Raw genomic sequence first — 26954 nt, 5'->3', positions numbered from 1 at the left:
TATCAGACATGCACCTACTTTCTCCAGTCGAGCTCCATGATGATGAACTCCCGTTCCGTTTCTCCGTTCTTGTTCAGGAAAGATGTAGTACGCGCAAAGCCTGCTTGAGTATAGAGTGTGAACGCTCTTTGATTAAAAGCAGCAACAGTTAATCTAAAACCCGAGGGTGCATACGTCGCCTGACCAAATGCCAAACCCGCCTGCACAAAGCCGAGCCCCTTCCCCTTTCCCGTCAGATCCGGCCTCATCCCCAGCCCGATATCCAATACATCATCGCCTATGTACAAACCCTGCGGCCTGCCCCCTGGAACCTGAGCATTTTGTCCATAACAAAAGAATCCAATCAGCTCACCCTCAGTGGAAAGCACCGAGAAATACGTTCCGTCCAAAATTTCTTGCATGTCTTCGGGATCATCTGTCATATTATAGATAGAATATGGCGGTTCATAGACCCAATTCACTATTTTCCGAGCTTGCTGTTCATCCATTGCTGCGATGCAGTAATCATTAGCCACTCCTCTGTTCAAGCTCCTTACCTCCACGTTAAAGTTTATGCCCCTCTACATTCTATACCAATAAAAAAAGGCTTCCGCATGCTAGCAGCTATTTTTATCCTTTTTTACGTCTATGCTCTGCTTCATCTGGTCACAGGTATCGTTCAGCTTAAGTCTAAGCGAATTCCCGTCAAAAATGCAGTTTTTTTTATCACCGGCGGACTAGTCATTTTGTTAACTCCAAGCCATCAGGCCATCAGACTAGCTCCAACTCTATATTTACAAAAAAACCTTCCTATGCACTGCTCCGGAGAACAGGCACAGGAAGGGGAATCTGCGAATCTGGGAATCGTATTATACAATGAAACTACACTCGATGATTAAGAAGTATAAGATCGTCCAAGCCCAAGTTCCGTTAACAGCTGTCGGTAAGCAATTGAGGTGCGGTCCGCCGGAATATGTGCTTCTGCCTGCAGATCAAGCGGCAGATCCTCCGGAGTCTGCGACTCCACCATTTCTGCGTCTTCTGCGAAGACCTGCAGGTTAAAGTTGATCGTATCCTGTACCGGTGCGCTCTTGTCGAAGTTTCTGGAGATCGGACAGAAGAGCCGGGTATATCGTGCAGACACCGGGGAAGCACAATTTAGAATTTTGAGTCTGCCTTCATCCGGGAAGTAGACGGTAAGCGAAGCCGCAAACGGCGGGAACACGCGGAATTCGCGCAGCCACATGAAGCCTTCCGGTGCCGGGTTCTCCTGGCCTTTTCCGTAATTGCTGACCGTACTCCAGTATTCTGCAACCAGTTCGCTTCCTTCTCGTCTAACCTTGTACTGGGGAACCTCAGTGTTGTTGCGGTCACCGAAGGTTGCTGTATGCACATAAGCGAAATGTGAGACATCGAGGAATCCTTCCATCTGGCGGCCGGACGAACCGGCAATATCGAAGCTCGGCGGCAAAATATTCATATAGTCCGGATCCTCCCACCCGGGGAAGGCTGGAATTTGCTCAGGTGTTGAGCCCAGGCAGGTCCAGATCAAGCCGTAGCGTTCAACAGCCGGATACACGATCAGCTTCAGCTTGGGTGAGATTTTGGAGCTGGGATGGGCCGGAACGGCTGTACACTTCCCTTCACAGTTATAGCGGAACCCGTGGTACGGGCAGACAATTTCGCCATTCTCCACCCAGCCCTTGCTGAGAGGTGCTCCCCGGTGGAAACATAGATCACGCGCGATGACCACTTTGCCTTCACTTCGGTAGCACACCAGCTTCATATCCAGCAGCTTCACTGCGAGCGGTTTATCCTGTACCTCATCTGCTATGGCGACCGGGTACCAATATTCAGCTAAGACCCGCCAGTCCTCAGGGGAGAACGTGCAGTCACGGGGAAGCTCGAGTTCTTGCACCAGTTTCTTGTTTTCCTCTATCATGTTCGTTCCACCTCTCCACACCCGATAAACTCCGTTAAGGTAATTTATTATATGTTAGATTATATAACTTATTGTGTATATTTTAATCTTGTTCCCCTAAAAAAATCAATCATAAATCGTTTATTTTTGGATTTTCGACTAAAAACATCATTCTAATGTTATGCATTATGACATATAAAATAACATAACAGCCTCTACACCTGGCACTCCTGCAGGCCGCAAAACCAAAAAAATCCTGCCGGTAATACATTCTCACGTGGAGAATCCATTACTGACAGGATTATTCAAGATTTCAATCCAACAGTCAAAAAGGATCAACTGCTCTTAATCACACCTTTTTTAAGAATAATATTACCGTAAAGCGCTTCTTCACCGGTAATTACAATAGCATACGCACTTTGTGAGCGGGTATAGAAAGCAAAGCGTTCCTCATGGGAGATCTGCGCATCCTCATCAAAACCAGAAATGATTTCCTTATAAGTATCCCAGACTACGGGTACTGTAGGATCTCCCGGAACGACACTCATGAGCGCAGCCTGATGATCCGCATAATGATCCAGCGGTAGCAGCTCCAGAACCGCAGCCAGCAGCTCAGGAATGCCTAAGCCGTCACAGCGGATCACCCGGGAATGCAGCGCATGGCCGGGAAAGTTGGCGTCTGCGAGCACCAGCTCATCGCCATGGCCCATCTCCATCATGATTTTCACAAGTTCAGGGGAGAGCAGCTTGGGGATTTTCTTCAGCATGTTCAGATACTCTCCTTTACATTCCGTAGAAGGACCGCAGCGCCACCAGCTCTTCAATCCGGTCCGGCGGCAGCTCACGTTCCCCGTTAATCATGCGGGTTAAAAAGGTCAGCTTGGCGGTGTATTCCAGCCGCTCCATGTTCATATACGCACCCATTACATCCTTGCCCCAGGACAGAGCACCATGGCTTTCCAGCAGCACGGCTGTTTTCTTGCCCAGGAACGGCATGATGGAATCAGGAACCTCCTCCGTAGAAGGTGTGCCGTATTTAGCCAGAGGAATATCACCCATAGCGATAACGGATTCCGGCATCATCATTTTGTCGAGCGCTTCCCCTTTAATGGCAAAAGCGGTGCCAAACGGCGGGTGCGCATGCACTACCCCGTTCATCTCAGGAAGCTCCCGGTATATCCGCAGATGCATTTTGACTTCTGTTGAAGGTCTATAGCCTTCGTGTGCTTCCAGAATCTCTCCTTCGAGATTGACTTTGACCAGCATATGCGGCTCCAGATAGCCTTTGCTGACCCCGGTTGGTGTCGCAAGCACTTCAGTCGCGCTCAAGCGGGCAGAGATGTTACCATCGTTTGCGGCTATAAAATCCTTATTGAACAGGTTTCTTCCGATATCGCAAATCTGCAGTCGCAGTTTCTTTTCCAGCTCGTCCATGGTTTATTCTCCTCTATTATCATTTATTGGCCGATAGACCGTCAGGGTCTCGGAAGCTGCTACAATCTCTGCGGCCCGGCTGAAATTCAGTTCGCCCAGGGCTGTCAGCTGCACCAGCAGATTGCCGAGCGCACTGGCTTCGACGGGACCGGCTATAATTTCTCTTCCGGTAACGTCCGCCGTCAACTGGCAGAGGAGCTTGTTCTGAATCCCCCCTCCAACCATATGAACCTTACGGACCTTTTCTCCAGTAATTTCTTCCAGCTCTTGGATCGCAGCCGCATAGGACTTGGCGAGGCTCTCCAGAATCGTGCGGACCATCGCCCCTTTGGTCTCCGGCACCTGCTGACCGGTACTCCGGCAGTATTCAGCGATACGTCCCGGCATATCTCCCGGCGTACTAAAGACCGGATCGTTTGGGTGGATAAAAGATTGTGCCGCCCCCTCGTTCCCGGCAAGTGTGGCCAACTGCCCGAAGCTCAGCACTTCACCCGCTTCCGCCCAGGTCCTGCGCGTTTCCTGCAGCAGCCACAGGCCGGTAATGTTCTTAAGCAGCCGGTTCCCGCTGCCATAACAACTTTCATTCGTGAAGCCATATTTATAGCTTGCCGGGGTTAGAACGGGGGCCTTCGTTTCCATACCAACGAGTGACCAGGTACCGCAGCTGATAAACGCTGCCCCATCCTTCTCCACATATGGAATGGAGGCTACGGCGGAAGCCGTATCATGAGAAGCACCGGCAATAACGCGGATGGGTCCGCAGCCCAGCTCAGCGCAGAGCTCCGGCAACAGCCTGCCGATGGCCGTTCCGGCCTGAACACGGAGAGGAATCAGACCCGCCGGAATTCCCAGCCTGCCGAGAACCTCAGATGATGGGCCGCCAGTAACGGCGTCCAGCAGCCCGCTCGTACTCAGAATGGTTTTCTCTGCAGAAGCAGTCCCGGACAGCAGGTACAGGAACAAGTCAGGCATCATGAGAATATGGTTAGCACGCTCCTGAAGCAGCGGGTTCTCCTGCAAATCCGCAAACAGCTGATAAATTGTATTGATCGGGTCCGGCTGATTGCCGGTAAGCCGGAACTGCTCCTCCGGCGGCAGCAGCTCCTCCAGGCGATTACGGTATTTCCCCATCCGCTGATCCCGGTAATGATGCGGAGAATCAAGCAGCTTCCCGGCATGATCCAAGTAGCCGTAATCTACTCCCCAGGTATCCACACTGAGGCTTGTTATTTCTCCGTGAGCCAGGCACGCCAGCTTGATTCCCTGCTTGATCTCCTGAAGCAGAGCCGGGACATTCCAGTACAAATGTCCGCTGTCCTGCAGCGGCGTGTTGGCAAACCGGTGAACCTCCTCTGTCACAATACTGCTTCCGTTATAGGTGCCGAGGATCACTCTTCCCGAGCTTGCCCCGAGATCCACTGCCAGCAGTTTTATCCGCTTGCCCATTCCATTCACCTGCCCGCTTCCAGAAGTTAATATAGAGGTCCAAAGTTGCGGCAGGCCCGGTAGTCCGCAGCCTCAAGACTCTCCGTCCCGAACAGTGACCAGACACGCGGCCGGAAAATCCGCGACTCCTCCACATTATGCATACTGACCGGAATGCGCAGCATGGATGCCAGTGTAATCAGATCTGCACCAATATGACCGTAGCTGATCGCTCCGTGATTGGCTCCCCAATTATTCATCACGTCATACACCGAGCTGAAGGAGCCGGCTCCGGTAAGAATAGGTGCGAACCAGGTTGTTGGCCAGGTAGGATCTGTACGTTCATCCAGCGTGCGGTGCACCTCTTCAGGCAGCTCCGCAGTATAACCTTCCACCAGCTGCAGGACAGGTCCCAGTCCTTTGACCAGATTAAGCCGCGCCATCGTTACAGGCATTCCGCCCTTGGTCAGATAATCGGTAGAGAAGCCGCCCCCGCGGAAATATTCCTGTGAAGCCGCCCGGAACTCCGTTGCCTTCAGAGTAGCTTCCACTTCCTCATCAGTGATTTCCCAGAATGGTTTGATCACCGGCTTGCCATCTCTCGTCTGTTCACCTGCACCGTCTAGTGCAGCAGATCCGGAATTGATCAGATGGAGCAGGCCGCCAGATGCCTGGCCCTGAAGCTCGTATCCGGTGACACGCTTCACGGCTGCCGGACTCCAATACGTCCGGACATCAGCGAAGATCTGCGCCGTATTTGTCAGCAGGTAATTGAACAGCATCGTCACGCCGTTCAGGCTGTCATTCTCCGTAGCCAGAATATAAGGAGCGCGCTTGCCATTCCAGTCGAAGGAGGAATTCAGGATCGTCTCCATGAAATCGCCGTTCGGGAAGTGGTCCGTCCATTGGCGCTGCCCCTGGAAGCCTGCGGCAAGCGCGTTGTGGCCTTGAGCCTCTTCTTCAAATCCAAGCTCTGCGAGCAGCGGATTCCCGACCATCAGGTCGCGGCCGATAAGCGCCATCTTGACGCAGGTTTCCCACTGGGCTTCCTTCTCTTCGCTACTAAGCTGAAGATGTTCAGGATTATTGTCAGGGCCGATCCGGCAATTCTCCTTCGTCCATTTCAGCGCGCGGGCAAATTCCTCCTGATCGTAAATGCCTTCCTCGAAACGGCGGACGAACTCGGACATATCAATATATTCATTGCGCATACCCAGGTACTCCTGAAAGAACTGGTCATTCACAATTGAACCGGCGATGCCCATCGATACCGATCCCATCGACAGGTAGGAGGTACCCTTCATCAGAGCAACGGCAAGCGCCGATTTGGCGAACCGCAGCAGCTTGGTCTGAACATCAGCCGGGATCTCCTCGCTTCCAGAATCCTGCACATCTTCCCCATAGATTCCAAAAGCCGGAATGCCTTTCTGAGCATACGCTGACAGCACAGCGGCAAGATAGACTGCACCGGGTCTCTCCGTACCATTAAATCCCCATACCGCATTCGGAATCGTCGCATCCATATCCATCGTTTCCGAGCCATAACACCAGCAGGGTGTTACTGTAATGGATACGCCTACATTCGCACCCGAGAATTTGGCCTGAGCGGCTGCAGCCTCCCTCACACCCCCAATCGTGGAATCCGCAATTACACATTCCACAGGTGAGCCATCAGGGTAACGCAGGTTTTCCTTCAAAAAGGCAGCGACCCGCTCCGCCATGCCCATCGTCTGGACTTCCAGTGATTCACGCACGCCGCGGCGTCTCCCGTCAATCGTCGGGCGGATTCCGATTTTGGGATAATGAGTTGTCATGCCATATAACCTCCTCCGAATGATAAGACAATAAAGCGTTTGCATATGCTCTATCATAAAATCATAAACCAGATGTGTCAACACAAATCCACATTTTTATAGTGAAATTACGTGGTTTTAACAATGAAAGTGTGGAATTATATGTGGATTGCTCTTTTATTTACGTCTCGGATTATAGTATTATAGAAATAAAGATCAACATGCCAGGAGGTCCGCCTTAGTGAGAGCATTTGAACGCCGTGAACTCATTATCAATAAGCTCTACCGTAACAAAAAAGTCCATGTCGCTGATTTGGCGCAGGACTTCAATGTCTCCGAAGAGACGATCCGCAGGGATTTGGAGAAGCTGGACAAGGAAGGCATCGCTAAGAAAAGCTACGGCGGCGCCATCCTGAATGTTCACACCAACGAGGACCCTTCCTATTCCCATAGACATGCGGTCAACCTCGAGGCCAAGCGGGCCATTGCCGCGAACGTCCTGGAGCTTATCAATGATGGTGACAGCCTGATGACCGACACCAGCTCAACCGCTTTTGAAGCACTGAAGAAAATTACCGAAGTCAAAAAAAATCTGACGATCATCACGAATTCACTGGTCGTCCTGTCCGAGTTCCAGCATTCCGGTCACAAGCTGATTTCCACAGGCGGCGTGCTGGGAGCTGAAACCAACTCCTTTGTCGGGCCCAGCGCCTCCCGCACCATCCAAAGATATAATGTGGACGTCGCATTGTTCAGCTGCAAGGCACTTTCGATGACAGGCGGACTAAGCGATTCCAACGAAGCCGAAAGCGAACTCAAGATTCTTATGCGCCAGCAGGCCAGCAAAGCCGTACTTCTCGCAGACTACTCCAAATTCGACCGGATTGCTTTTATCCGATTGTTCGGCTTTGACGAGATAGATTTTATCGTTACAGACGAGAAGCCCTCGGAGGAATGGAGCATGTTTCTGAACAAATACCAGGTCTCACTTCTTCACAGTCCCGCAGAATAATCAGGCTACAGAGCGAAAGTGGAACGAAGTTGCTTTTCATATAAGTTTCTTGTCCTTTCCATTCCTTTGCTTCACATGATGACCTATAATTAAGGGAAAGATGATCCTTGAGGTGTGCAGATGAACGAAGACAGAAAAGACAAATATGATAACATCGATGAGCTGATGGCTGTATTTCAGCAGTTCTCCAAAATCAACTGGCAGAAGAATAACCCCACCCTTCTGAAGCCCAGTGAAATTCGTGTGCTGGTCACGATCAAATTAGGAACCGAGAAATCCGGCAAGCCAGTGCTTACCATCTCCGATATCAGCAAAATGCATAAGGTCACCTCCCCCACTATTACCCAAATGGTGAACAGTCTGCTTGCACAGGGTTATGTGGTCCGCACCAGCGATGCCCAAGATAAAAGGGTCAGCGGGATCGCATTGACTGACAAAGGCGAACGTTATGCCGACGCCGCTGTTGAGAGAATCCGCGACACATTCAAAGGGATGATTGACTATCTCGGCAAGGAACGGAGCGAAACGCTTATCGAGCTTTTGAACGGGGTCTATCACTATTTCGAAGAACTCAATGGGCAGCTTGAGGACTGATAAACTATATTTTTAGCACAAAAAAACAGTAAGTGCAGGGCAAGCCCTATACTTACTGTTCCGGGTTACTGCTGATCCGGCCGGTCCGGAAGCTGCATCAGATAGCTGTTCGACATGTTCAGCAGCCGCTCCGCAGCTTCGAACTGCGCTTCTGTGGAGCCGTCTTTGGTCACCGAATTATCATTTAGACTGTAGTTGCTCCCATCCTCGTAATCATTCCCCGTCAGATAGATGCTTGTGTTATTCACGAAAGAACCTGTAGGCAGGAAATGCCGGAACGGGATCAGGTTGGACGTTGAGTTGAGCAGATCCTCACCGAAATGCAGCTGATTCTGCAGCGGCACTCCCAGCAGATTGGACACTGTCGGCAGGATATCAATCTGTCCGCCAGTCCGGTCAATGACCGAAGGCAGTGAGCCGCTTGGTGAGTGAACGATGAACGGAATATTGAACATATCCGTATAACCATACTCATGTCCGATCATTTCTTGCAACAGATCTTTCTCATCATTGCCTAGCGTATACATCGGCACACCCTGGTGATCCCCGTAGAATACAATCAGGCTGTCATCCCACAGTCCGCTCGTTTTTAGTTCCTCCAGAAATTGCCCCATCGCATAATCCGCATAATTCTGAGCCTGAATATAGTCGCCCAGCAGCGTCCCTTGATAACGTTCCGGCAGCTTCATCTTGAACTTTTCCTCAGGAAGCCGGAAAGGATGATGCGCACTCATGGAAATGACCATCGCATAGAACGGCTGATCCTTGGCATCAAGTACGGCCAGCTCGGGTACCGTTTTGGCGAAAAGCACCTCATCCGAAGAACCGAAAGCGATATGATCATCATCCCCAAAGAATGACTGGTCATAATATTTATCAAAGCCTATCGCTTTGTACAAGTCCTTGCGGTTCCAGAATTCAACACTGTTCGTATGGAAAGTAGTGGTAAAATAACCGTTCGCACTCAGCAGCTTCGGCAGGCTGGGTACGGATTTTTTCATATAGGGCGATGATGTTGCGGGTTCGTTCTTCGGTACATAAAATGAGGAGTTCACCACAAACTCGGCATCCGAAGTCGTACCCTGGCCCGCATTGGAGTAGAAATTGTTGAAGTACGTATTGCTGTGCGCCAGCTTATTGATGTTCGGCGTAATCTCCTGACCGTCAATGGTCAGTCCAATCAGGAAGTTCTGGAACGATTCCATCTGCACAACAATCAGATTTTTACCCTTATCGGCTCCAGCGTACTTCGGTGACTGTGGCGTTTCAGCACCCTTAATCGTATCCACCGCCTGCTGGGTAATCTCCTTGCTGTCAATAAGCTCTTCCTTCTCTGTGCTGTCTGCAAACAGCGTATACACCTCGTAATTCAGGATCCCCATGCTTTCAGCTTTTTTGATCTCGTTCATGCTTGCGTGGTTGGGCCAGATATTGAAAAGGCACAACGCGAGCGAAACAGTAGATACACCAATCAGAACAGGACGGCTGATCCGGTACGTGCCTCTTTCCTTCCACTTAGCAATATATTTGGGACGGAACATAAAGAGCAGGAAGAAGACAATGTCCACAAAAATAAACAGATAATACGGTGTGATCAGGGAATACGTGCTCTCACCGACCTTGGTAACCTTATCCGCTTGCTGCAGCGCATGGTAGGTGGCAATCACGCCATAATACTTGTAATACATCAGGACGGAAAAATAAATAACCGTAATGAACAAATTGGCTATCATGTAATACAAGATCTTCCGTTTGGAAGACAGCCATTCAATCAGACTGAACACAATAATGAAAAAAGGAATCTCGGTAAAGACCATACTCCAGTTCGGACCGTCGCTGAACACGACAAACCAGGCCACGGCACTTTTGAGCAGAAGCACGAAGCTGAATAAGAGAATCGGCCGATTTAAAATGTTATTCAATGATTTCTTCATGAAACAATTCATTTCCTTTCACAAAAAATTAATCGCCTTTGATCCGGTAATGGATAACCCTCTTCTGCAGCCTGCCGATAACAACCGCGTCCATAAAGCCTACAAAGATCCGGTTAAAAGCACCGTAACGATAACCTCCGTCCCTTCCCCCCTGATGGCTCACCGCCACCTCAATCACGGAAAAGCCGTTCATCTTCGCCAGTGTGGGCAAATACCGGTGCATCCCGCTGTATAAATGGAAGCTCTCCGCCACTTCGCGTCTCATTAGCTTCATGGGGCACTGTGCATCATACAGGCTATCGCCGGTGAGGAAATTCCGCATCCCGTTGACGAGTCTGAGCAGCGTCCTTCGGAGCAGCGGGCCCTTCCGGTCCATCCGCTTGCCATTCACGAAATCCACCCGCTCAATGAACGGCATCAGCCGGAAAATGTCACGGGGATCAGTCTGCATATCCGCATCGAGCAGGGCGATAAGCTCTCCGCCGGACGCTTTCATTCCCGCCCAGATCGCCGCTGTCTGGCCGCAGTTTTTCTCGAAATGAATCACCTTCACCGCTGTATCGGACCGGGCGATCTCATCCAGAATCCCAACACTGCGGTCTCTGCTGCCGTCGTTGACAAACACGATTTCGTAGCTCTCCGCCTGGCTCTCCAGCGCATTCTTGATGCTGTCATAAAGCTGACGGATACTGTTCTCTTTATTATATAATGCTGCGACTACAGATAGTCTGATCAAACCGAACCACCCCGGTACTTGAATCTCTCATTTTTCTTACCACATGCACTTCTCCGCCGACTGTATCAATACCACTACTGCATTAAATCACAAAGTACTTAGGTTATCAACCTATTTTTGTGTGGAATGGACGTCCTGGGTTAATCCAAGTTTTTTCACCAGCGGCTTGATCGACAGTCCTTGGACCAGCAATGAGAACAGGACAACACTGAACGTCAGCACCAATATATCCTGCCTTCCTTCAAAGGACATAGGCAGACTCAGGGCAAGTGCAATGGATAAGCTTCCCTTCAACCCGCCCCAATTTAGTACACTTTTCCAGGAACCCGGGAAGTTTCTCAGAGCAGCAAGGCTTGTGTAGAGCGCTATGGTTCTGCCCAGCAGTACGATCACAATCGCAGCAAGAATAAGCCACCACTTATCGGAGAAGTTAATATTCTTAATTTCCAGGCCAATCATCAGGAAGATCAGGGAATTCGCTACAAGAGTGATCACATCCCAAAAGGAATTAATGTTCGTCTTCGTAGTCTCGGACATGCCGACCCGTGCTCCATAATTGCCAAAGATCAACCCGCTTACCGCTACAGCAATAACACCCGAGACCTCAAAATGCTCTGAAATGAAATAGCTCCCAAAAAACAGCAGCATGGAAAAGCCAATCTCCAGCGGGAAATCATCATACAGACGGATCAGCTGGGAAAATACATAACCCATAATGGCACCGACCAGAATGCCCCCCAATGCAAACTTCAGAAAGAGCAATATTCCGCTACCGATTCCTGCCCAGCCCATCTCCATGTAAGACAGCAGGTATACGGATGAAATCTGGAACAGCACAACCGCAATACCGTCGTTAAACAGCGATTCCCCTTCGATGATGGTCACAATATTCTTGGGGACGCCCAGTGATTTGAAAATCGAAATAACGCTGATGGGATCCGTTGCGCTCATCAACGCCGCAAAGGTAAAGGACACGATCAGAGGAAGTCCCAAGCCCCAATATACCGACAAGCCAATAATGAGAAAGGACAACAAGGTTCCGCCAAAAGCCAAAGCCAGCACCGGTTTACGCTGTTCCATCAGATGGGAAAAAGGCAGCTTGAGGGTTGCGTCTCCCAGAAGAATAGGAAGGAATAGTGAGATAATAATCGCCTGAAACACGTGAGATTGTGTAATAAAAACCTCTGCATCTTCCAGTACAGGGACTCGAACCAACCCCAGAAAAAGTCCCACCATGACCAGTGCAATAGAGTATGGTTGATTGACCTTTTTTGCAACCGCAATAACGCCGATGGATATGGCAAGCAGGATCAGGACCTGGATAAATGTTTCATCGAAGTGATTCATACGGCACCCCATTTTACAATTTTCGAACCCATACCAAGTTTCTTAGATTATACTTCAGTACTTCTATAGCATACACTTATTTATCCTTAGAACCGGACTGATTCGTCCCGTTCTTCTCCAATACCGGCTTCAGGTCATCCTGCACGCTTCCCTTCCATAAAGGCACACCGGAGCGGTAAGCCGCCCGGCCATTCAGATGACCGGCAACCGGGGAGGTGATGAAGACAAACACAATCGCCAGCAGCAGCTTAATACTGACTATATTTATATAGAAGAAAAAAAATAGAAAGGCTCCTGTCAGCACACACAATACGCCCAGCGTAGCACTTTTGGTCGCGGCATGGGACCGTAAGTAGACATCCGGAAGCCGGACCAGCCCAAACGCGCCAAGCCCGCAAAACAATGCACCCAACAGCACCAGAACCGCAATCAGCAGCTCACCGATCAAGCTCATCCCCCCCCTGATCAATAACCGCTTCTCTTTCAATATATCTTGCTAATGCCGTTGTTCCTATAAAGGTCAGAATCCCAATCACAAGGACAATTTCAATATAATCCTCAGTCTTCTGCTGTATGCTCAGCACCGCAATCAGCGCCAGCAGATTAATACCGATGGTGTCCAGGGCAGCAATCCGGTCTGACCGGGTCGGTCCCTGAACCAGCCGGTACAGGCAGGCCAGCATGGCTAATGCCAGAATAATCAGCGCAAGTTGAAGCAGGACAGAAATCATAGCCGGGTCACCTCCATAATCGCTTTTTCAAAAGTTCCCTGGATCTGGCGGGAGAGCTGGCCGGCATCTTCAATATCCATGGCATGAATGTAGAGGGTCTGGCCGCTGCCCGAGACTTCTAGTGTAAGCGTCCCTGGTGTCAGACAAATGAGGCAGGACAGCAGCGTAACCTCAAAGTCAGAGCTCAGTGCAGTTTCATAAGCGAAGATTCCCGGGCGGATTGTCAGTCTGGGCTGGAGAATTTGCCGGATGACCGCGAAGCTGGATAACACCAGTTCCCGCAGGAACAGCGCCAGCAGCTTCACAATGGACCACACGCGTTTCAAATAGAGCGGTTCGGACAAGAATTTGTGCAGTACCATTAGAATTCCGCACCCCAGCAGATAGCCAATGACAAAGCTTGAGCCTGACCCGTCGCCGATCAGCATCATCCATAGAAACGCAGTCATCAGGTTTAATAAGATTTGAACAGCCATCTTCATCTACTCCTTCAATACAGCTTCAATATAAAGCCGGGGGGAACCAAGCACTTCCCCTGCCTGAGATACATAAGTATTCACCCACTCCGCTCCAAGGCCCATAACGATGACCAGAACGAGGAGGCCGGCTGCTACCGCCGTTCCGCCTTTTAGATTTACTTTGGGGAGTTCCCTGTCCGGTGTATTACCCCAGAAGGCCAGCCTGAACACTTTGATCAGTGAGTACAGCACAAACAGGCTGGAGCCTAACCCGATAAGAGATAACGTAAGCATACCCGAATCCAGTCCTCCCCGGATGATCAGCACTTTGCCGGGAAAGCCGCTGAAAGGCGGGATACCAGCAAGCGTTAGTGCCAGTGCGAAAAAACTCCAGCCCAGCAAAGGATAACGTTTGATCAGCCCCCCCATGCTGGATAACCGATCCGTGCCCGCAGCGGTAATGATCAACCCTCCCAGAATGAACATGAGGCCCTTGCCCAGCATATCATGCAGCAGATAGAAGACCGTCCCATTGATAGCATCCGGTGTTCCCGCAGATAAACCGAAGGCCACAAAACCAACACTGATAATAACGTTGTAATTCAGGATGCGGGGGATATCATTATAGGCGACAGCACCCATTGCGCCAAGAATCATGGTAGCCGCCGCCATCCAGGTGATCCAGCCGTTCGTGAAATCAGGATCACCCGTAAAAATAAGCGTAAATGTCCGAATAATCGCGTACAGCCCCACTTTGGTCAAGAGTGCTCCGAACAGGGCACGGACTGCTGAAGGCGGCGCACTGTAAGAGCCGGGGAGCCAGAAAAAAAGGAACAGCCCGGCCTTCAGAGCGAAGACGGTCAGGAACAGCACAGCGATTACATTCAGAACACCGCTTTGACCGGTCTCAGCTATGCGTTGGGACAATTGAGCCATATTCAGTGTACCCACCGCCGCATACAGATAGGCGACTGCCGCTACAAAGAGCGTTGAAGATACAATGTTGATCAACAGATATTTTGCGGTTTCCCGAAGCTGATGTTTCGTTCCGCCCAGGGAGATCAGTGCGTAAGACGAGATCAGCATGACTTCAAAAAAGACGAACAAATTGAAAATGTCACCTGTCAGAAAAGAACCGTATACGCCTACGAGCAGAAAGTGGAAGAATGAATAGTAATAGAACCTTTCCCGCTCCGTACCAATACTGGTGAAAGAATAGAGCAAAATCCCCAGACTCACGGCTGAAGCCGTCAGCACAAGCAGCGCTGCAAACATATCTCCTACCAGGACAATACCATATGGCGGAGCCCAACCGCCCATGTGTAAAGTCTGTATGCCCTTCTCGTGGATACTGGAAACCAGTATACAGGACAGGACAAGATTCAGAATGCCGCTGAATATGCTTATGAACCTCTGCAGCAGCACCTTCTCTTTCAGAAATATCAGGATAACGGCGGTACACAAGGGGATGAGAATCGGCAGAACCAAGAGATTATTCATTGTTCCTCCTCCGGGACGGAATCCATGTCATCTGTCCCGTGTGCCTGATAAGCACGGTAGGCAAGCACAAAGAAGAACGCTGTTACACCGAAGCTGATCACGATGGATGTCAGAATCAGCGCCTGAGGTAATGGATCTGCATAGGCGTCCGCCTCATTGCCCAGTACGGGTGCAGCTCCTTTTTTTAGTCCGGCCATAGTCAGAAGAAGCAGATGGACGCCATGGGTAAGCAGAGAAGTACCGAGTACAATCCGCAGCAGGGTTTTGGATAAGATCAGATACACGCCGACCGTAAATAGAATACCGACCGCTACAGCCATCATCCATTCCATTTCACTCATCCCCCCTTATCGTAAAAATAATGTTCATCGTTACACCGACGACCGCCAGATAGACTCCAAGATCGAACAGAACGGCTGTCGCAAGCTCTGTATCCCCTAGCAGCGGCAGATCAAAATGGCCAAAGGAATGGCTCAGAAATGGCGCACCAAATGCAAAGGAACCAGCCGCTGTTAGTATAGCAATCAGCAGCCCCACCGCTATTAGGATGCGGTAATTGACCGGAAAGAATTTGCGGACGGGTTCAATTCCCAATGAAATCGCCATTAGAATCAAGCCTGCGGATGTCATCAGAGCACCAATGAAGCCGCCGCCCGGATGATTATGTCCGGCAAAGAATAAATATAGCGAGAAGGTAAGAATGATTAACACTATTCCCTTGGACATGGTCCGCAGAATCACATCATTGCTGCGGAGAGGAAACAAATAGGCTGCCGGTTTGCTGTTCCTCGATGGTATCAGAGTCCCTGGCTCCATTCTCAGATTGACCAGTCCATAAATTCCAAGGGACGCAACGCCAAGAACCATAATTTCGAACAGGGTATCAAAACCTCTGAAGTCTACCAGGATAACATTCACAACATTTTTGCCGCCGGCCTGGGTATAGCTTTCGTTCAGGAAAAATTCCGAGATCGGAGCAAATGGGCTGCTGCCCATCGCCGCCAGTGCGACCAGTGTCATCGTCAGTCCGACACCCGCAGCGATAATAAGATTCAGCCATTTGAAGGAAGCTTTCTCCTTCTCCTGCTTCAGCTTCGGCAAATATTTGAAACACAGCAGGAACAGGATCACCGACACCGTCTCTACAATCATTTGTGTCAAGGCAAGATCTGGAGCTCGGAAGATCACAAATAACAAGGTCACCATGTAGCCGACCGCACCTGTGAACAGGATGGCATTGACTCTCGACTTGGCAAAAGGGACAGTGATGGCGGCAACCAGCATGACCGCAACTACTGCCACTTCGTATATGGAGATTGGAGCGTAATCCTTCATTCCCAGGGTGATCCCCTGTGCTCCTAGCAATGTACTCCCGAGGGCAATAATGAAAAACCCGAAGATATACAGCAGATAATTCCGGTTGCTCCCGGTCATATACAGATTGGTGAGGCGGGCTGACCCGCTTTCTAAGGTGCGAAGTCCAAGATCATACATGCGGTTAAGCGAATCCCTTCCGCTCCACTCACGATCCAGTATCCGCAATCTTCCATAGCCTCTATATAACAGCATACCGGCAGCGATCACACCCAGAGTCATGAAGATTTCCGGTGTCCAGCCATGCCAGAAATGAATCGGGACATGTAGACTCTCTTCCGGCGGCAACAGCCCGAATTGAATCGAAGCTACTGCCGGTTCAATTAAGGATGAGCTCAGCAGGTCCGGGAAGAAGGCAAAGAAGACAGCCAGGGAAACAAGCAGTACCGGGGAGAACAACAGCCCCGGCGGAGCTTCATGCGGCACTTTATCCAACTTCTCGGGCTGCAGCTTGCCGGTGAACGTTTTGAAGACCAGAATCATGCTGTACACAAAGGTAAATACGCTCGCTGTCCAGGCAATGACAGGAAAAAGGACAAGCCAGGACTGTGTACTCCAAATATCCAGCTCACGAATATCCATCACGGCGGTGAAGAACATTTCCTTGCTCAGGAAGCCGCTGAATGGCGGAAGCCCGGCCATGGAAAAGGCTCCAATGAGCGCAACGGAAAAGGTGACCGGCATGAGGGACATTAAGCCTCCCAGCTTTCGCAGATCCCTTGTATTCGTCTCATGGTCTACAATCCCAACCACCATAAACAGAGTTCCCTTGAACACGGCATGGTTGATCAGATGAAAGACAGCTGCCGCAGTAGCCATCGCATAGAATACTGACTCCTCTGTACCTGAGAAAAAGGCTGCGGCAGAACCCAGTCCCAGCAGGCACATAATTAATCCCAGCTGGCTGACTGTAGAAAAGGCAAGCATCGCCTTCAGATCCGTTTGTTTGATGGCTTTGAACGAGCCAAATAAGAGAGTAACCAGTCCGACCAGTGAGACCAGCCAGAACCATTCCGGCTGTCCGGCAAATACAGGAGTAAGCCGCGCTACCAGATACAGGCCTGCTTTGACCATCGTTGCTGAATGGAGATATGCACTGACCGGAGTCGGCGCCTCCATCGCATCAGGAAGCCAGATGTGAAACGGAAATTGCGCCGATTTGGTAAAGGCCCCCAAAAGTATCAGCAGCATGGCTGGAAGGAACATCGGCTCTACTGACAGCTGGCTGGCAACTCCGATAATCTCCCGGATGCTGTAGGTTCCGCTCATCACATAGAGCAGGTTGAACCCGGCAAACATCGCCAGTCCGCCGAACACGGTGATCAGCATCGACTTTAGCGCTCCATAGCGGGATCTTTCCCGGCGGTGCCAGAAAGCAATCAGCAGAAAAGAAGTAATACTGGTCAGCTCCCAGAACCCGTAGAGCACCATCAGGTTGTCAGACAATACTACGCCCAGCATTGCTCCCATGAACATAAGCAGATACATATAAAAGTTACGGATCGATTCCATCCGCTTATCGAGATAATAGATGGAATATAGAACTACGAGAGCACCCATCCCTGTGATTAGCAGGGTGAATACCAGACTCAATCCATCCAGCACCAGGGTAATATCCATTCCCAGCGAAGGTATCCAGGATACCGTGTCAACCGTATTGTCTCCAGCTCGAACGCCGGGTACCTTCATCAGGAAGTACACAAAAAGAGCTGCTGGAACTGGCAGTACCGCCCACCCTGTATGAAGACGCGGAATACGTTTAACGAGCGGGATCAGAACAGCCAGCAGAAATGGAATCAAGATCACAGCATGCAGCACAGCTTAGCACTCCCCCCTCTTCACTTAAGTAATCTATTTGCCCGGCTTTACCCAGACACCCTGCACAATCCGCAAATACTGCGCTTCACCGTCCTCGATCCTTTTGAACAGGCCGCTATTAAAATCGGTATCCAGTTCACGGAAAAACATCCCTTTAACTGTTTTTTCCCCTTCAGGCTCATCCGCAAGCACATACGTTTCACCCTGCTTCACCAAATAAGCGGTAAAGCCTTGTTCATGGGACTGCTCCAAGAGATCCGGATAGCGCTGTACAGCGACGATATGGAGATCAATAGGGCCAAGTAGTTCAACCAAATCATTGATAAAATTGCCCCGGGTAATCTCCTGCCATAAAGTCTGACCAGACTTACCGATAATAATCTGCGTGACTCCCCGCTCCCGCGCGGTTTCCATAATCACTTCGGCGGGTTTCCTCCCCTGGCATTTCCGGACCAGAAATTCTCCCCCGGCTTCCTTGGTGAGTGTCTCCCACCCGGAGAGATATTGCTCCTTCTCCTGGTTGTACTCATTATCCTTAGACGAATCTACGGTGAGCACACATAAAGGAGCGCTGAGCAACTTAGATAACTGGCTTCCTCTTTGAATCAGCCGCTGTCCGTGCGGGCCATAATGGACACATACCATAATGCTTTCGCTGCTCTGTCTAAGGACCATACGTTCTTCCTCCTGCCTTAAATTTCCATAAAAAAAACGCAAAAAGAGCCCGCTGTTGGCAGGCTCCTCCGGGTACATCCTTATACAATTAAATTGATTATATAGGTTACCGGGATGATTGTAAAGGAACAGGCGGGTCAGCTACCAGCTTTGAGATCAGAAATTGCTGTCTTTCCACGCCTGTAATATACCCTTTCCCCGGATAATTATGATCTATTATAGAGTTACTCAGAGATTAGAACAGAGTAGTTACCGTTTCCTCCACCTGAACCAGAATTTCATCCAGAGCAGCCTGTCCGACCGAAGGAATGCTGCCAAACAGCAGGTGCTCCACTATTTCGATGCCTGTAAAGTCGAAAATCCCGGTATCGGATGTGATTTTGAGTCCCGCAGTCATTCCGATTGAGTCATAGATTTCTTTTGGCGTGCCGTGTGTATTGATAATGAACCCTTTCTTGCCTGTCAGTAGCTTATCTATACCAGTTGCCCCATAGGCATATGCGAATCCGTAGGAAAATACCCGGTCCACGTAACCTTTGAGAATGGCAGGCAGCCCGGTCCACCAGATCGGGTAAATAAAGGTCACGACATCTGCCTCAGTAATAAACTTCTGTTCGGTAAGAATGTCAACAGGAGTGTTCCCACTGCGCATAGCAGCTGTGTCCTCAGGCTTCAGTACAGGCTGAAAGTCAAGGGCGTACAAATCGCGCACAACAACTTCATGTCCCTTTTTCTTCAATGCCTGGACAGTGGTTTCCAGAATTGCATGGTTAAAGCTCTCAGTACTAGGATGGGCATAGACAACTAAATGTTTCATTTTGATTACCTCCGTTTTATGGTTGGGTTGAACAGGTTTATCATTATTTTGCATAGACATCTATATATTTATGCAAAAAAATTTAGAATCGTCTATAGATATGCTCCAAAAGAAATTCGAGATCGTCCTGCTGTGCAGGATTCAGACCTCCATACAGGGCCTCATTCAGCGTATCGGATATTTCCTGGAACGCTTGCTGCAGGGCAATGCCTTTATCTGTAAGCTTAACAAAAGTAATTCTGCTATCCTCCCCGCTCTTGACTCTGCAGACATATTCCAGCCGCTCCAGCTTGTTGACCAGAACTGTTACTGTGGGCTGTGTGAGATGAACCTTAAGCGCAAGCTCCTTAATAGAGAGGCTGTCCTGCTGATACAGATGCACCAGAACATCTCCGTGGGAAGGAACGATATCTTTGATGCCGCGCTTCTCAAGCTCTGAGACGATCAGCTTATGGGCCTCGGAGCGGATCTTGCCGATAAGTGACAGTGCGTTATAGTTAGGCATGGCCCTATTATACATAGATATCTATATGTTTTCAAGTAAAAAATAAGCTGAACAACTTCCCGTCTTCCTCAGCGGGGGCGTCCTTCAGCTTACTTTCACATTAAATTCCGCGATTAAATATTTTTGACCACTTCATAAGCATCCCAGACCGCATACATAATATTCTGCACCTGCTTGGCATCTCCCAGCAGATACGTTTCCGGAAGCTCTTGACTCAGCTCGTCATACAACTTCTTCTGTGGGGCATAACCTACGGCCAGAATCGCTGAATCTGCGGCGACTACTCTTTCCTCGCCTGCTTTATTTCTCAGCACAAAGCAGGTAGCCTTCATGCACCGCATGAATCTCTATTCCGTCGAACCCGGCTTTTTTGGCAATCGCAGCGGATTAGGCAAATTTTCTTACATAGGTATGGATTTCCTCAATCGTGAGCTCACGGCAGGTTATATCCGGCAGCCAACGGTGAGGAATAGGCGAAGGTGCTACGGCGGGACATAGTGATTTCTCCTTCGTTTAAAAGTGAGTTGTGGTGACTACTTTTTAACACAAGGAAAGCACTTTGTCTCTATTCTTTTACTTTTTACAGTTTACTGGAAGCGAATTTGCTCATTTATAGTTATAAGTATGGGAAAGGAAGGGGTAGCCTGCAATTGGACTTTTTTACAAACTCACAAACGCTTGATACTACACGGTAGCACGCTCGATTAAATGAATCGGGATTTCTTCATGGGAGTGGCTTCCGTCAATCACGTGCAGAAAAGCCCTTCTGCCAATCTGAACAATTGGAATTTCATAAGTGGTGATATTCATGATTTTGGCGATAGGCTGGTTATCAAATCCTACAATGGCAAGCTGGTCCGGCACGCGGATATCATGCTCCCGGCAATAGGTCAGAATCCCTGCGGCCACCTGATCACCCGTAACCAGAAGCGCAGTCGGCGGGTCCTCCATTTCCCTGATCCGCTGCATAATCCATTCCCCGTCCTCCATATCTATACAGTCATGAAAGATGTGGTCCGGATTATGCGCCTCGTTCATATTCTTATAGAAATCCAGGTAAGCCGCTGCTCTCTGTTTGCTGTTAGGGCTGGATTTTCTGGCCAGACAATAGCCGATTTTATGATGGCCTTTGCTTTTCAGGTAGGTCAACGCACTGGAAAAGTTTTTGTAGTGGTCGATGAAGATGGAAGACACTTTACGGCCGCGGGCATCCTCCAGCACAATAATTGGACCGTACTGCGTATATTCCTCGACAATGTCCCAGCTGCAGGTTTTCGAACAAATAATAAGCGCATCAATCTGTTTGAGCTTCAGCATCATGAGCGCATCCATTTCACGCCCGATTTCATAGTTGGTCTGGATGAGCACCAGTTTATAATTATCCTTGATCGCCTCCTCCGCAATTCCTTCAACCTCCATCCCGAAATAAGGACGTCTGATGGATGGGACGACTACCCCAATCAAATTCGTTTTTCCTCTGCTTAAATGGACAGCGTTGATATTGCGCTCATAATTGGCCACCTCCATCGCTCTCTGTACAGCTTCCCGCTTCACCGTACTCACGTAAGGATGCCCGTTGATCACCCGGGACACCGTAGTAACCGACACGCCGGCAATTCTTGCAATATCTTTTATATTCGCCATCATATCCTCCTTCGTCGACTTTACCTATGGGCAAGTATAATCCCGGATTTTTGGCAAAAGCAAATAAGAAGTTGACATGGTAAGCGTTTCATACACTACATTGATGCTGTATACAGGAACTGAAAGTGAGGTGCATCGAGGATGTACGACCAGGAAGTCGTTATCGAAATGAACCATAATCATCGGACATTACTGAAGAGCTATGATGAATGGCTGGAGCTGCTCAATGTATATCTGACTGAACAGGCTTTTCCGCAGAACCTGTCTGATCATGTAACCTTGTACTTTGCAACCCGGTTTCATAAATCGGCACTTGCACTGCGTCTTTTGCTCATTTCAGGTTACTGCGAGGAGTCTTGCGGTGTGCTGCAGATGATGGCTGAATATACAATAATTCTGAAATCTATGCGGAACAATCCGGATTGGGATATACAGAGAATGGCGGAGGAGGGACATCTGCGGGAGTGGCTGGAGGCTGTGCACACACCCTGTTCAAGCGGCAAATACCCGCAGTTGGTAACAGATCTTGAGGAACTTATTCTTCCCGTCGGGCCTGCCCCCTTTGACGCTGGCAGCATGCTTGAACAGGCTTGCCGCTTGGCAGCGCTTGTCCTCGGCCCAGTTCCGGAAGCGGATGCACAGGATACAGAACCTTTTAGTTCCCCTTGATGAATGAACGGTAGGCTGCCGGTGTCAGCTGCTCGTGTTTTTTGAAGATTTTGATAAAATATCCGGCATCGCAAAAGCTGAGCTGATCACTGATCTGATTGATCGACAGCTCCGTCGTTTCCAGAAGCTGCTTGGCCCAATTCATTTTGAGCCGGGAGATGTAGACTGAGAAGTTCTCTCCGCTCTCCCTGACGAATAACCGGCTAAAATAACTGGGACTGATATGGCAGAGCTGCGCCATCTTCTCCAGCGTGAAATTCTCGTGCTTGTGGCTATAGATATAATCAAAGGCCGGTTGCAGGACTGGATTGGAACAGCTTGCCATGGGAACGGCTAGAGTCGTTAATGATGGAACTCCGCTTCCGGTAAGTACACCGGCACCGCTCTGCTCCTTATCCCCCGCTTGAACAGCTATATACCTCGAATCTGCCAGTGCCTTATTGAACATAATATGAGCTGATGGTGCAGCTTGGGTCTCCTGGTACAAATCCATAATTTCATTCTTCCGGCTCGCTTCTTCAACAATATAATTGCACAGATGGGACAGCATCCCGGCAATAGACTCCACTTGTGAATATGGCATCACGGGCAGCTGAGCATATTCCTCTCTTAAGGCTGCGAATGTGCCAGTGCTCCCCGGCGTATCCGGACGGGATACAATTTGCTCAAGCTGCGAATCATCGCTCTCGGCCAATCTGACCTGCCCTGCCATCACAGCTCCAACATACTGATTGTCAACCGTTATGGGAATCGCAATATCAAGAATATTGAAGTGGCATAAATACACATAAGGCTCGTTCAGCCGGACAGCCTCCAGTCCCCCGCGCGCATCACATTTCTGGCAGTAAGAGGATAGCTCCGCATCCTGTCGCACCGCCTGACAGAAGGATTGGCAGCGGCTGTGCCGGGAGACCGGAACCCCTTTATAATCCACTGTGATTATAGCCATTTGTGTGACAAGGGACAGGGAATCCTGAAGCGCATTCCATTTCTCTAGATCAATAATCGACTTTAAATCATATTTCGACTGCATCATCATCCGGTCCCCATCTCTGGCAGAATAACACCTGTTCTATTCTTGAATTATATCGAATCCCGCTACCTTAGGACAAGATAATTATATTTTCATGGAAAATAACAAGAATTTACGATCTGAAAACGCTTAAACTCGCTAGTTTCCTTCCATGCATCTGTCACGGCCCCTGTCTATAATGTAGATATACGAAAGCGTACGCTTCATAAGCCAGCTTTGTACGAAGCCTATTCAAGGAGCGTTGCTCACAAAATTAGCATAGGCTTCCGAGGCCAGTTTTGTATGAAATCCGGTCAAGGAAGCGACGCTCACAAAACTTTAGGAGGAACAAGTCATGAGAAAAGTGTTCATCAGCCCTACCAAGTATATCCAGGGGGAAGACGAGCTGCTTAACCTGGGGTATTTTGTGAAAACCTTCGGAGACTCGGCCCTGCTGATTGCCCACCCGGACGATGTGCAGCGGGTCAAAGCCAAGCTGGATGCCACCAGCAGTAAGTTCGGAATTACTTTGATTACGGGCAATTTCCACGGAGAGTGCTCCCGCCAGGAAGTTGCCAGGCTGCAGGCGCTGGCCCGTGAACATGCTTGTGCCTGTACGATTGGCCTCGGCGGAGGCAAAGCGATTGATACGGCAAAATGCGTAGCCGAAGGAGATGCCTTAATCATCGTTCCTACCATTGCCGCGACTGACGCACCAACCAGCCACTCAGCTGTCCTATATACACCGGAAGGCGCATTTGACGACTATGCTTATTTCAAACAAAGCCCATCCGTAGTTATGATCGATACAACCATCATCGCCGAAGCCCCTACGAGGTTCCTTGTATCCGGGATGGGAGATGCTTTATCCACTTATTTTGAAGCGAGAGCTACTTCGCGATCCTTCTCCAACGTAAATGCCGGGCTCCCCTGCGGTGTGCGTGAAGGCGTGAGTACAGAGGGCAAAGGAACCAAAGCCGCTCTTGCACTGGCCCGGGTATGCTATGAAACTCTGCTGGAGGACGGCGTTCAGGCCAAGCTAGCTTGTGATCAGAATGTGGTTACGCCTGCACTGGAAAATATCATTGAGACCAACATCCTGTTATCCGGTCTCGGCTTTGAGAGCAGTGGACTTGCAGCAGCGCACGCCATCCACAATGGTCTGACTGTGCTGGAAGGCAGCCATCATTATTACCATGGCGAGAAAGTAGCTTTCAGTACCCTGGCCCAGCTGGTGCTGGAGAATGCAGACAGCCGTGAAATCCAGGAAGTACTCGCTTTCTGCGTTTCGGTAGGTCTTCCTGTATGCCTTGCAGACATTGGCGTTCAATCCATTACAAAAGAAGAACTGCTGGACGTTGCCCGCAAAGCCTGCATCCCGGAAGAATCAATCCATTCCATGCCATTCCCGGTCACACCGGAAGCGGTAGCTGCGGCGATTACAGTTGCCGACCAGCTGGGTCAGACCTTTAAGAAAGGCAGGGTATAGACGCGCATGAAAAAGATAATCAATCAGCCGGAAACCTTAGTCCGCGAAATGGGCAATGGGCTTGTGATGGCCCATCCGGAGCTTGTGTTTGACAGCAAACACAAGGTCATTGCCAAAAAAGCGCTCAACAAACAGAAGGTTACCCTGATCAGCGGGGGCGGCAGCGGACATGAACCTGCCCATGCGGGCTTTGTGGGTCAAGGGATGCTGGACGCTGCAGTCTGCGGGGATGTATTCGCCTCCCCGTCCCAAATTCAGGTGTATCAAGCTATCCGCAGCACCGCAGGCAGCAAGGGTACCCTCCTGATTATCAAAAATTACAGCGGCGATATGATGAACTTCCAGAATGCGGCGCAGCTGGCCAGTGAAGACGGCATTCAGGTCGACTATGTGAAGGTGGAAGATGACATCGCGGTGGAAGACAGCCTGTATACCGTCGGCAGAAGAGGTGTTGCGGGAACCATTTTTGTGCACAAAGTCGCTGGTGCCGCAGCGGAGGCCGGCCTGTCCCTGGAGGAAGTGAAGCGGGCAGCCCAGCATGCAGCGGACAAGGTTCGCAGCCTTGGCTTTGCATTTACCTCCTGCACCGTTCCAGCCAAGGGAACACCTACCTTCCAGCTGGCGGAAGATGAAATGGAGTATGGTGTCGGCATCCACGGTGAGCCGGGTATCCGTAAGGAAAAGGTGGTCAGTGCCGATGAGCTTGCCGGACGTATGATTTCTTCTCTACTGGCAAATCTGCAGCTTGAGGGTAAGACCGGTCAGGAAGTCGCTGTTCTTATCAATGGCTTCGGAGCCACGCCGCTGCAGGAATTGTATGTTCTGAACAATGCTGTTATGCGGGAGCTGTCCGAACGCGGCATTACGGTTCGGCGGACGCTCGTTGGCAGCTATATGACCAGCATCGATATGGCCGGTGCCTCAGTGACCCTGATGCATCTTGACGATGAGCTGAACCAATGGCTGGCCGCCCCTTGCGATACGCCTGCCTTGAGAATTACAGGACCCTCAGAACCTGTTCTGTATACCGATCCGCTGGAACAGCTGACAGAGGCCAGAGAAGTAAGCTATACCAATGAAACGGATCCTGCCCACGCAGTCATCCAGAACGAAAGCCTGTCGCTGTATAACATCATTTATCTCATCGACCAGATGAGCGAAATTATCATTGAGAACGAAGTACCGTTCTGTGAGTTGGATGCCCATGCAGGAGACGGCGATTTCGGTATGAGTGTAGCCAAGGGGTTCAAGCAGCTGAAAAAGGAATGGCCTGATCTCCTGGAGAATCACTCCAAGGATATCGGCAGCTTCATTAAGGCCTGTTCCTTGATTATTATGGAGCACTGCGGAGGCGCTTCCGGACCAATCTGGGGCTCTGCGTTCCGTGCGGCAGGGAAATCTGCTGACAGCAAGACCTCCCTATCCATTCATGAAGTGGCTGAACTGCTTGCCGCCTCTGTCAAGGGCATTCAGGATACCGGCGAGCGCTCCTTCGGCCGGGGAGCCGTAGTCGGCGACAAAACCCTGATTGATGCTCTGGTTCCCTGCGCTGAATCGTGGCTGAGCAGTGCGGGGCAGAGCGACACGCTGCATGACGCTTTCGCCAAGGCCGCCGAAGCGGCCGTTCAGGGCGCCAAAAGCACTGAGGCCATCGTTGCCCGGATGGGTAGAGCCGGCACCGTCGGTGAACGCAGCATCGGCTACCCAGATGCCGGAGCCTACGCACTCGGTGTAATCTTCACGGCGCTTGCAGAAAGCATGAAATAACCCGCAGCTAACATTGCAAAAACAGGGGCTGTCTCATAAGTAGATTTTCAAAAATAAGAAACAGCCCCTATGTATTCAAGAGGCAGTACAAAGACAGCAAGGCCGCGATTGTCCTGTTATTGGAGAATCGCGGCCTTGCGTTTTTGGTCCACCGTGGCTTGCTTAAGCATATTATGGGCAAGCGAAAACCAACCGACCTCAAGCGTCACTTTTTCCATGCCGCGAAGCAGAAAGCGCCGGAAGCCCCGGTTATTCTTCAGTTGTCCAAATACGCTTTCCGGTTCCGTCATTCGGCGTACGGCCAGGGCATAACCTTCCTC

At 50.1% G+C, this 26954-nt stretch carries 28 protein-coding genes; 6 read left to right on the top strand and 22 right to left on the bottom strand.

Annotated features, from left to right (window positions below; all coding sequences use genetic code 11):
* Positions 1-14: 14 nt before the first annotated feature.
* Positions 15-488, bottom strand: a complete 474-nt coding sequence (locus ACTJKB_RS26185; protein WP_440837406.1) for an N-acetyltransferase family protein — start codon at positions 486-488, stop codon at positions 15-17.
* Positions 489-593: 105 nt separating this feature from the next.
* Between ACTJKB_RS26185 and ACTJKB_RS26180 the strand changes: the two genes are divergently transcribed.
* On the top strand, positions 594-878 hold the full coding sequence (locus ACTJKB_RS26180; RefSeq protein ID WP_440837275.1) for a hypothetical protein: 285 nt from the start codon (positions 594-596) through the stop codon (positions 876-878).
* Here the strand turns inward: ACTJKB_RS26180 and ACTJKB_RS26175 are convergent.
* The 5 genes from ACTJKB_RS26175 to ACTJKB_RS26155 all read right to left on the bottom strand — a co-directional run bounded on the left by ACTJKB_RS26175 (position 875) and on the right by ACTJKB_RS26155 (position 6573).
* Positions 875-1921: a Rieske 2Fe-2S domain-containing protein gene (locus ACTJKB_RS26175; RefSeq protein ID WP_440837274.1), complete on the bottom strand. Its 1047-nt coding sequence runs from the start codon at positions 1919-1921 to the stop codon at positions 875-877. The genes ACTJKB_RS26180 and ACTJKB_RS26175 overlap by 4 nt on opposite strands.
* Before the next feature lie 314 nt (positions 1922-2235).
* On the bottom strand, positions 2236-2667 hold the full coding sequence (gene fucU, locus ACTJKB_RS26170; RefSeq protein WP_440837273.1) for an L-fucose mutarotase: 432 nt from the start codon (positions 2665-2667) through the stop codon (positions 2236-2238).
* 16 nt (positions 2668-2683) lie between these two features.
* Positions 2684-3334: a class II aldolase/adducin family protein gene (locus ACTJKB_RS26165; protein ID WP_440837272.1), complete on the bottom strand. Its 651-nt coding sequence runs from the start codon at positions 3332-3334 to the stop codon at positions 2684-2686.
* 3 nt (positions 3335-3337) lie between these two features.
* Positions 3338-4780 (bottom strand): rhamnulokinase, encoded by a 1443-nt coding sequence (locus ACTJKB_RS26160; RefSeq protein WP_440837271.1) that lies wholly within the window; start codon positions 4778-4780, stop codon positions 3338-3340.
* 26 nt (positions 4781-4806) lie between these two features.
* Positions 4807-6573: an L-fucose isomerase gene (locus ACTJKB_RS26155; protein ID WP_440837270.1), complete on the bottom strand. Its 1767-nt coding sequence runs from the start codon at positions 6571-6573 to the stop codon at positions 4807-4809.
* A gap of 220 nt (positions 6574-6793) precedes the next feature.
* Here ACTJKB_RS26155 and ACTJKB_RS26150 point away from each other — a divergent pair, with 220 nt between their 5' ends.
* Positions 6794-7564 (top strand): DeoR/GlpR family DNA-binding transcription regulator, encoded by a 771-nt coding sequence (locus tag ACTJKB_RS26150; RefSeq protein WP_440837269.1) that lies wholly within the window; start codon positions 6794-6796, stop codon positions 7562-7564.
* Positions 7565-7684: 120 nt separating this feature from the next.
* Entirely contained in the window at positions 7685-8158 is a 474-nt protein-coding gene (locus ACTJKB_RS26145) for a MarR family winged helix-turn-helix transcriptional regulator (RefSeq protein WP_440837268.1), read from the top strand.
* 65 nt (positions 8159-8223) lie between these two features.
* On the opposite strand, the gene ACTJKB_RS26140 is transcribed toward ACTJKB_RS26145, so the two are convergent.
* From ACTJKB_RS26140 to ACTJKB_RS26075, 14 genes are all read right to left on the bottom strand, one after another.
* A complete protein-coding gene (locus ACTJKB_RS26140; RefSeq protein ID WP_440837267.1) occupies positions 8224-10092 on the bottom strand; it encodes an LTA synthase family protein in 1869 nt (622 codons plus the stop codon).
* A 28-nt stretch (positions 10093-10120) separates the two neighbouring features.
* The gene (locus tag ACTJKB_RS26135) at positions 10121-10828 is read right to left on the bottom strand and encodes a glycosyltransferase family 2 protein (protein ID WP_440837266.1); all 708 of its coding nucleotides are present in this window, start codon (positions 10826-10828) and stop codon (positions 10121-10123) included.
* Positions 10829-10939: 111 nt separating this feature from the next.
* The gene (locus ACTJKB_RS26130; protein ID WP_440837265.1) at positions 10940-12175 is read right to left on the bottom strand and encodes a cation:proton antiporter; all 1236 of its coding nucleotides are present in this window, start codon (positions 12173-12175) and stop codon (positions 10940-10942) included.
* Between the two features lie 76 nt (positions 12176-12251).
* A complete protein-coding gene (mnhG, locus tag ACTJKB_RS26125; RefSeq protein ID WP_440837264.1) occupies positions 12252-12629 on the bottom strand; it encodes a monovalent cation/H(+) antiporter subunit G in 378 nt (125 codons plus the stop codon).
* Positions 12613-12906: a Na(+)/H(+) antiporter subunit F1 gene (locus ACTJKB_RS26120; RefSeq protein ID WP_440837263.1), complete on the bottom strand. Its 294-nt coding sequence runs from the start codon at positions 12904-12906 to the stop codon at positions 12613-12615. Before ACTJKB_RS26120 ends, mnhG begins: the two co-directional genes overlap by 17 nt.
* Entirely contained in the window at positions 12903-13382 is a 480-nt protein-coding gene (locus tag ACTJKB_RS26115; protein WP_440837262.1) for a Na+/H+ antiporter subunit E, read from the bottom strand. The genes ACTJKB_RS26120 and ACTJKB_RS26115 overlap by 4 nt, the downstream gene beginning before the upstream one ends.
* 6 nt (positions 13383-13388) lie before the next feature.
* Complete coding sequence (locus ACTJKB_RS26110) at positions 13389-14864, bottom strand: Na+/H+ antiporter subunit D (RefSeq protein ID WP_440837261.1); 1476 nt, start codon at positions 14862-14864, stop codon at positions 13389-13391.
* Positions 14861-15196 (bottom strand): Na(+)/H(+) antiporter subunit C, encoded by a 336-nt coding sequence (locus ACTJKB_RS26105; protein ID WP_440837405.1) that lies wholly within the window; start codon positions 15194-15196, stop codon positions 14861-14863. Before ACTJKB_RS26105 ends, ACTJKB_RS26110 begins: the two co-directional genes overlap by 4 nt.
* Position 15197: 1 nt before the next feature.
* Positions 15198-18056 (bottom strand): Na+/H+ antiporter subunit A, encoded by a 2859-nt coding sequence (locus ACTJKB_RS26100; protein ID WP_440837260.1) that lies wholly within the window; start codon positions 18054-18056, stop codon positions 15198-15200.
* A 33-nt stretch (positions 18057-18089) separates the two neighbouring features.
* Entirely contained in the window at positions 18090-18731 is a 642-nt protein-coding gene (locus ACTJKB_RS26095) for a universal stress protein (RefSeq protein WP_440837259.1), read from the bottom strand.
* Between the two features lie 235 nt (positions 18732-18966).
* Positions 18967-19548 carry an NAD(P)H-dependent oxidoreductase gene (locus tag ACTJKB_RS26090; RefSeq protein ID WP_440837258.1) on the bottom strand — a complete coding sequence of 194 codons (582 nt, stop codon included), beginning with the start codon at positions 19546-19548 and terminating at the stop codon, positions 18967-18969.
* A gap of 82 nt (positions 19549-19630) precedes the next feature.
* Positions 19631-20053, bottom strand: a complete 423-nt coding sequence (locus tag ACTJKB_RS26085; RefSeq protein ID WP_440837257.1) for a MarR family winged helix-turn-helix transcriptional regulator — start codon at positions 20051-20053, stop codon at positions 19631-19633.
* Positions 20054-20166: 113 nt separating this feature from the next.
* Complete coding sequence (locus ACTJKB_RS26080) at positions 20167-20385, bottom strand: hypothetical protein (RefSeq protein ID WP_440837256.1); 219 nt, start codon at positions 20383-20385, stop codon at positions 20167-20169.
* 352 nt (positions 20386-20737) lie between these two features.
* Positions 20738-21697 (bottom strand): LacI family DNA-binding transcriptional regulator, encoded by a 960-nt coding sequence (locus tag ACTJKB_RS26075; RefSeq protein WP_440837255.1) that lies wholly within the window; start codon positions 21695-21697, stop codon positions 20738-20740.
* A gap of 141 nt (positions 21698-21838) precedes the next feature.
* Here ACTJKB_RS26075 and ACTJKB_RS26070 point away from each other — a divergent pair, with 141 nt between their 5' ends.
* Positions 21839-22366, top strand: coding sequence for a hypothetical protein (locus tag ACTJKB_RS26070; protein ID WP_440837254.1), 528 nt, complete (start codon positions 21839-21841; stop codon positions 22364-22366).
* On the opposite strand, the gene ACTJKB_RS26065 is transcribed toward ACTJKB_RS26070, so the two are convergent.
* Positions 22353-23399 carry a PocR ligand-binding domain-containing protein gene (locus ACTJKB_RS26065; RefSeq protein WP_440837404.1) on the bottom strand — a complete coding sequence of 349 codons (1047 nt, stop codon included), beginning with the start codon at positions 23397-23399 and terminating at the stop codon, positions 22353-22355. The genes ACTJKB_RS26070 and ACTJKB_RS26065 overlap by 14 nt on opposite strands.
* Positions 23400-23733: 334 nt before the next feature.
* Here ACTJKB_RS26065 and ACTJKB_RS26060 point away from each other — a divergent pair, with 334 nt between their 5' ends.
* Together ACTJKB_RS26060 and dhaK are read left to right on the top strand one after the other, a co-directional pair.
* Positions 23734-24867, top strand: a complete 1134-nt coding sequence (locus ACTJKB_RS26060; RefSeq protein WP_440837253.1) for a glycerol dehydrogenase — start codon at positions 23734-23736, stop codon at positions 24865-24867.
* A gap of 6 nt (positions 24868-24873) precedes the next feature.
* Positions 24874-26634, top strand: a complete 1761-nt coding sequence (gene dhaK / locus ACTJKB_RS26055; RefSeq protein WP_440837252.1) for a dihydroxyacetone kinase subunit DhaK — start codon at positions 24874-24876, stop codon at positions 26632-26634.
* Between the two features lie 116 nt (positions 26635-26750).
* Here the strand turns inward: dhaK and ACTJKB_RS26050 are convergent.
* On the bottom strand, positions 26751-26954 hold a 204-nt coding region (locus tag ACTJKB_RS26050), incomplete at its 5' end, for a transposase (protein WP_440837251.1).

It is taken from the genome of Paenibacillus sp. 22594 (genome assembly GCF_052044425.1).
Taxonomy (GTDB): domain Bacteria; phylum Bacillota; class Bacilli; order Paenibacillales; family Paenibacillaceae; genus Paenibacillus_AQ.
The sequence above is the reverse complement of the archived record's forward strand: the minus strand, read 5'-3'. Positions and strand labels throughout refer to the sequence as shown.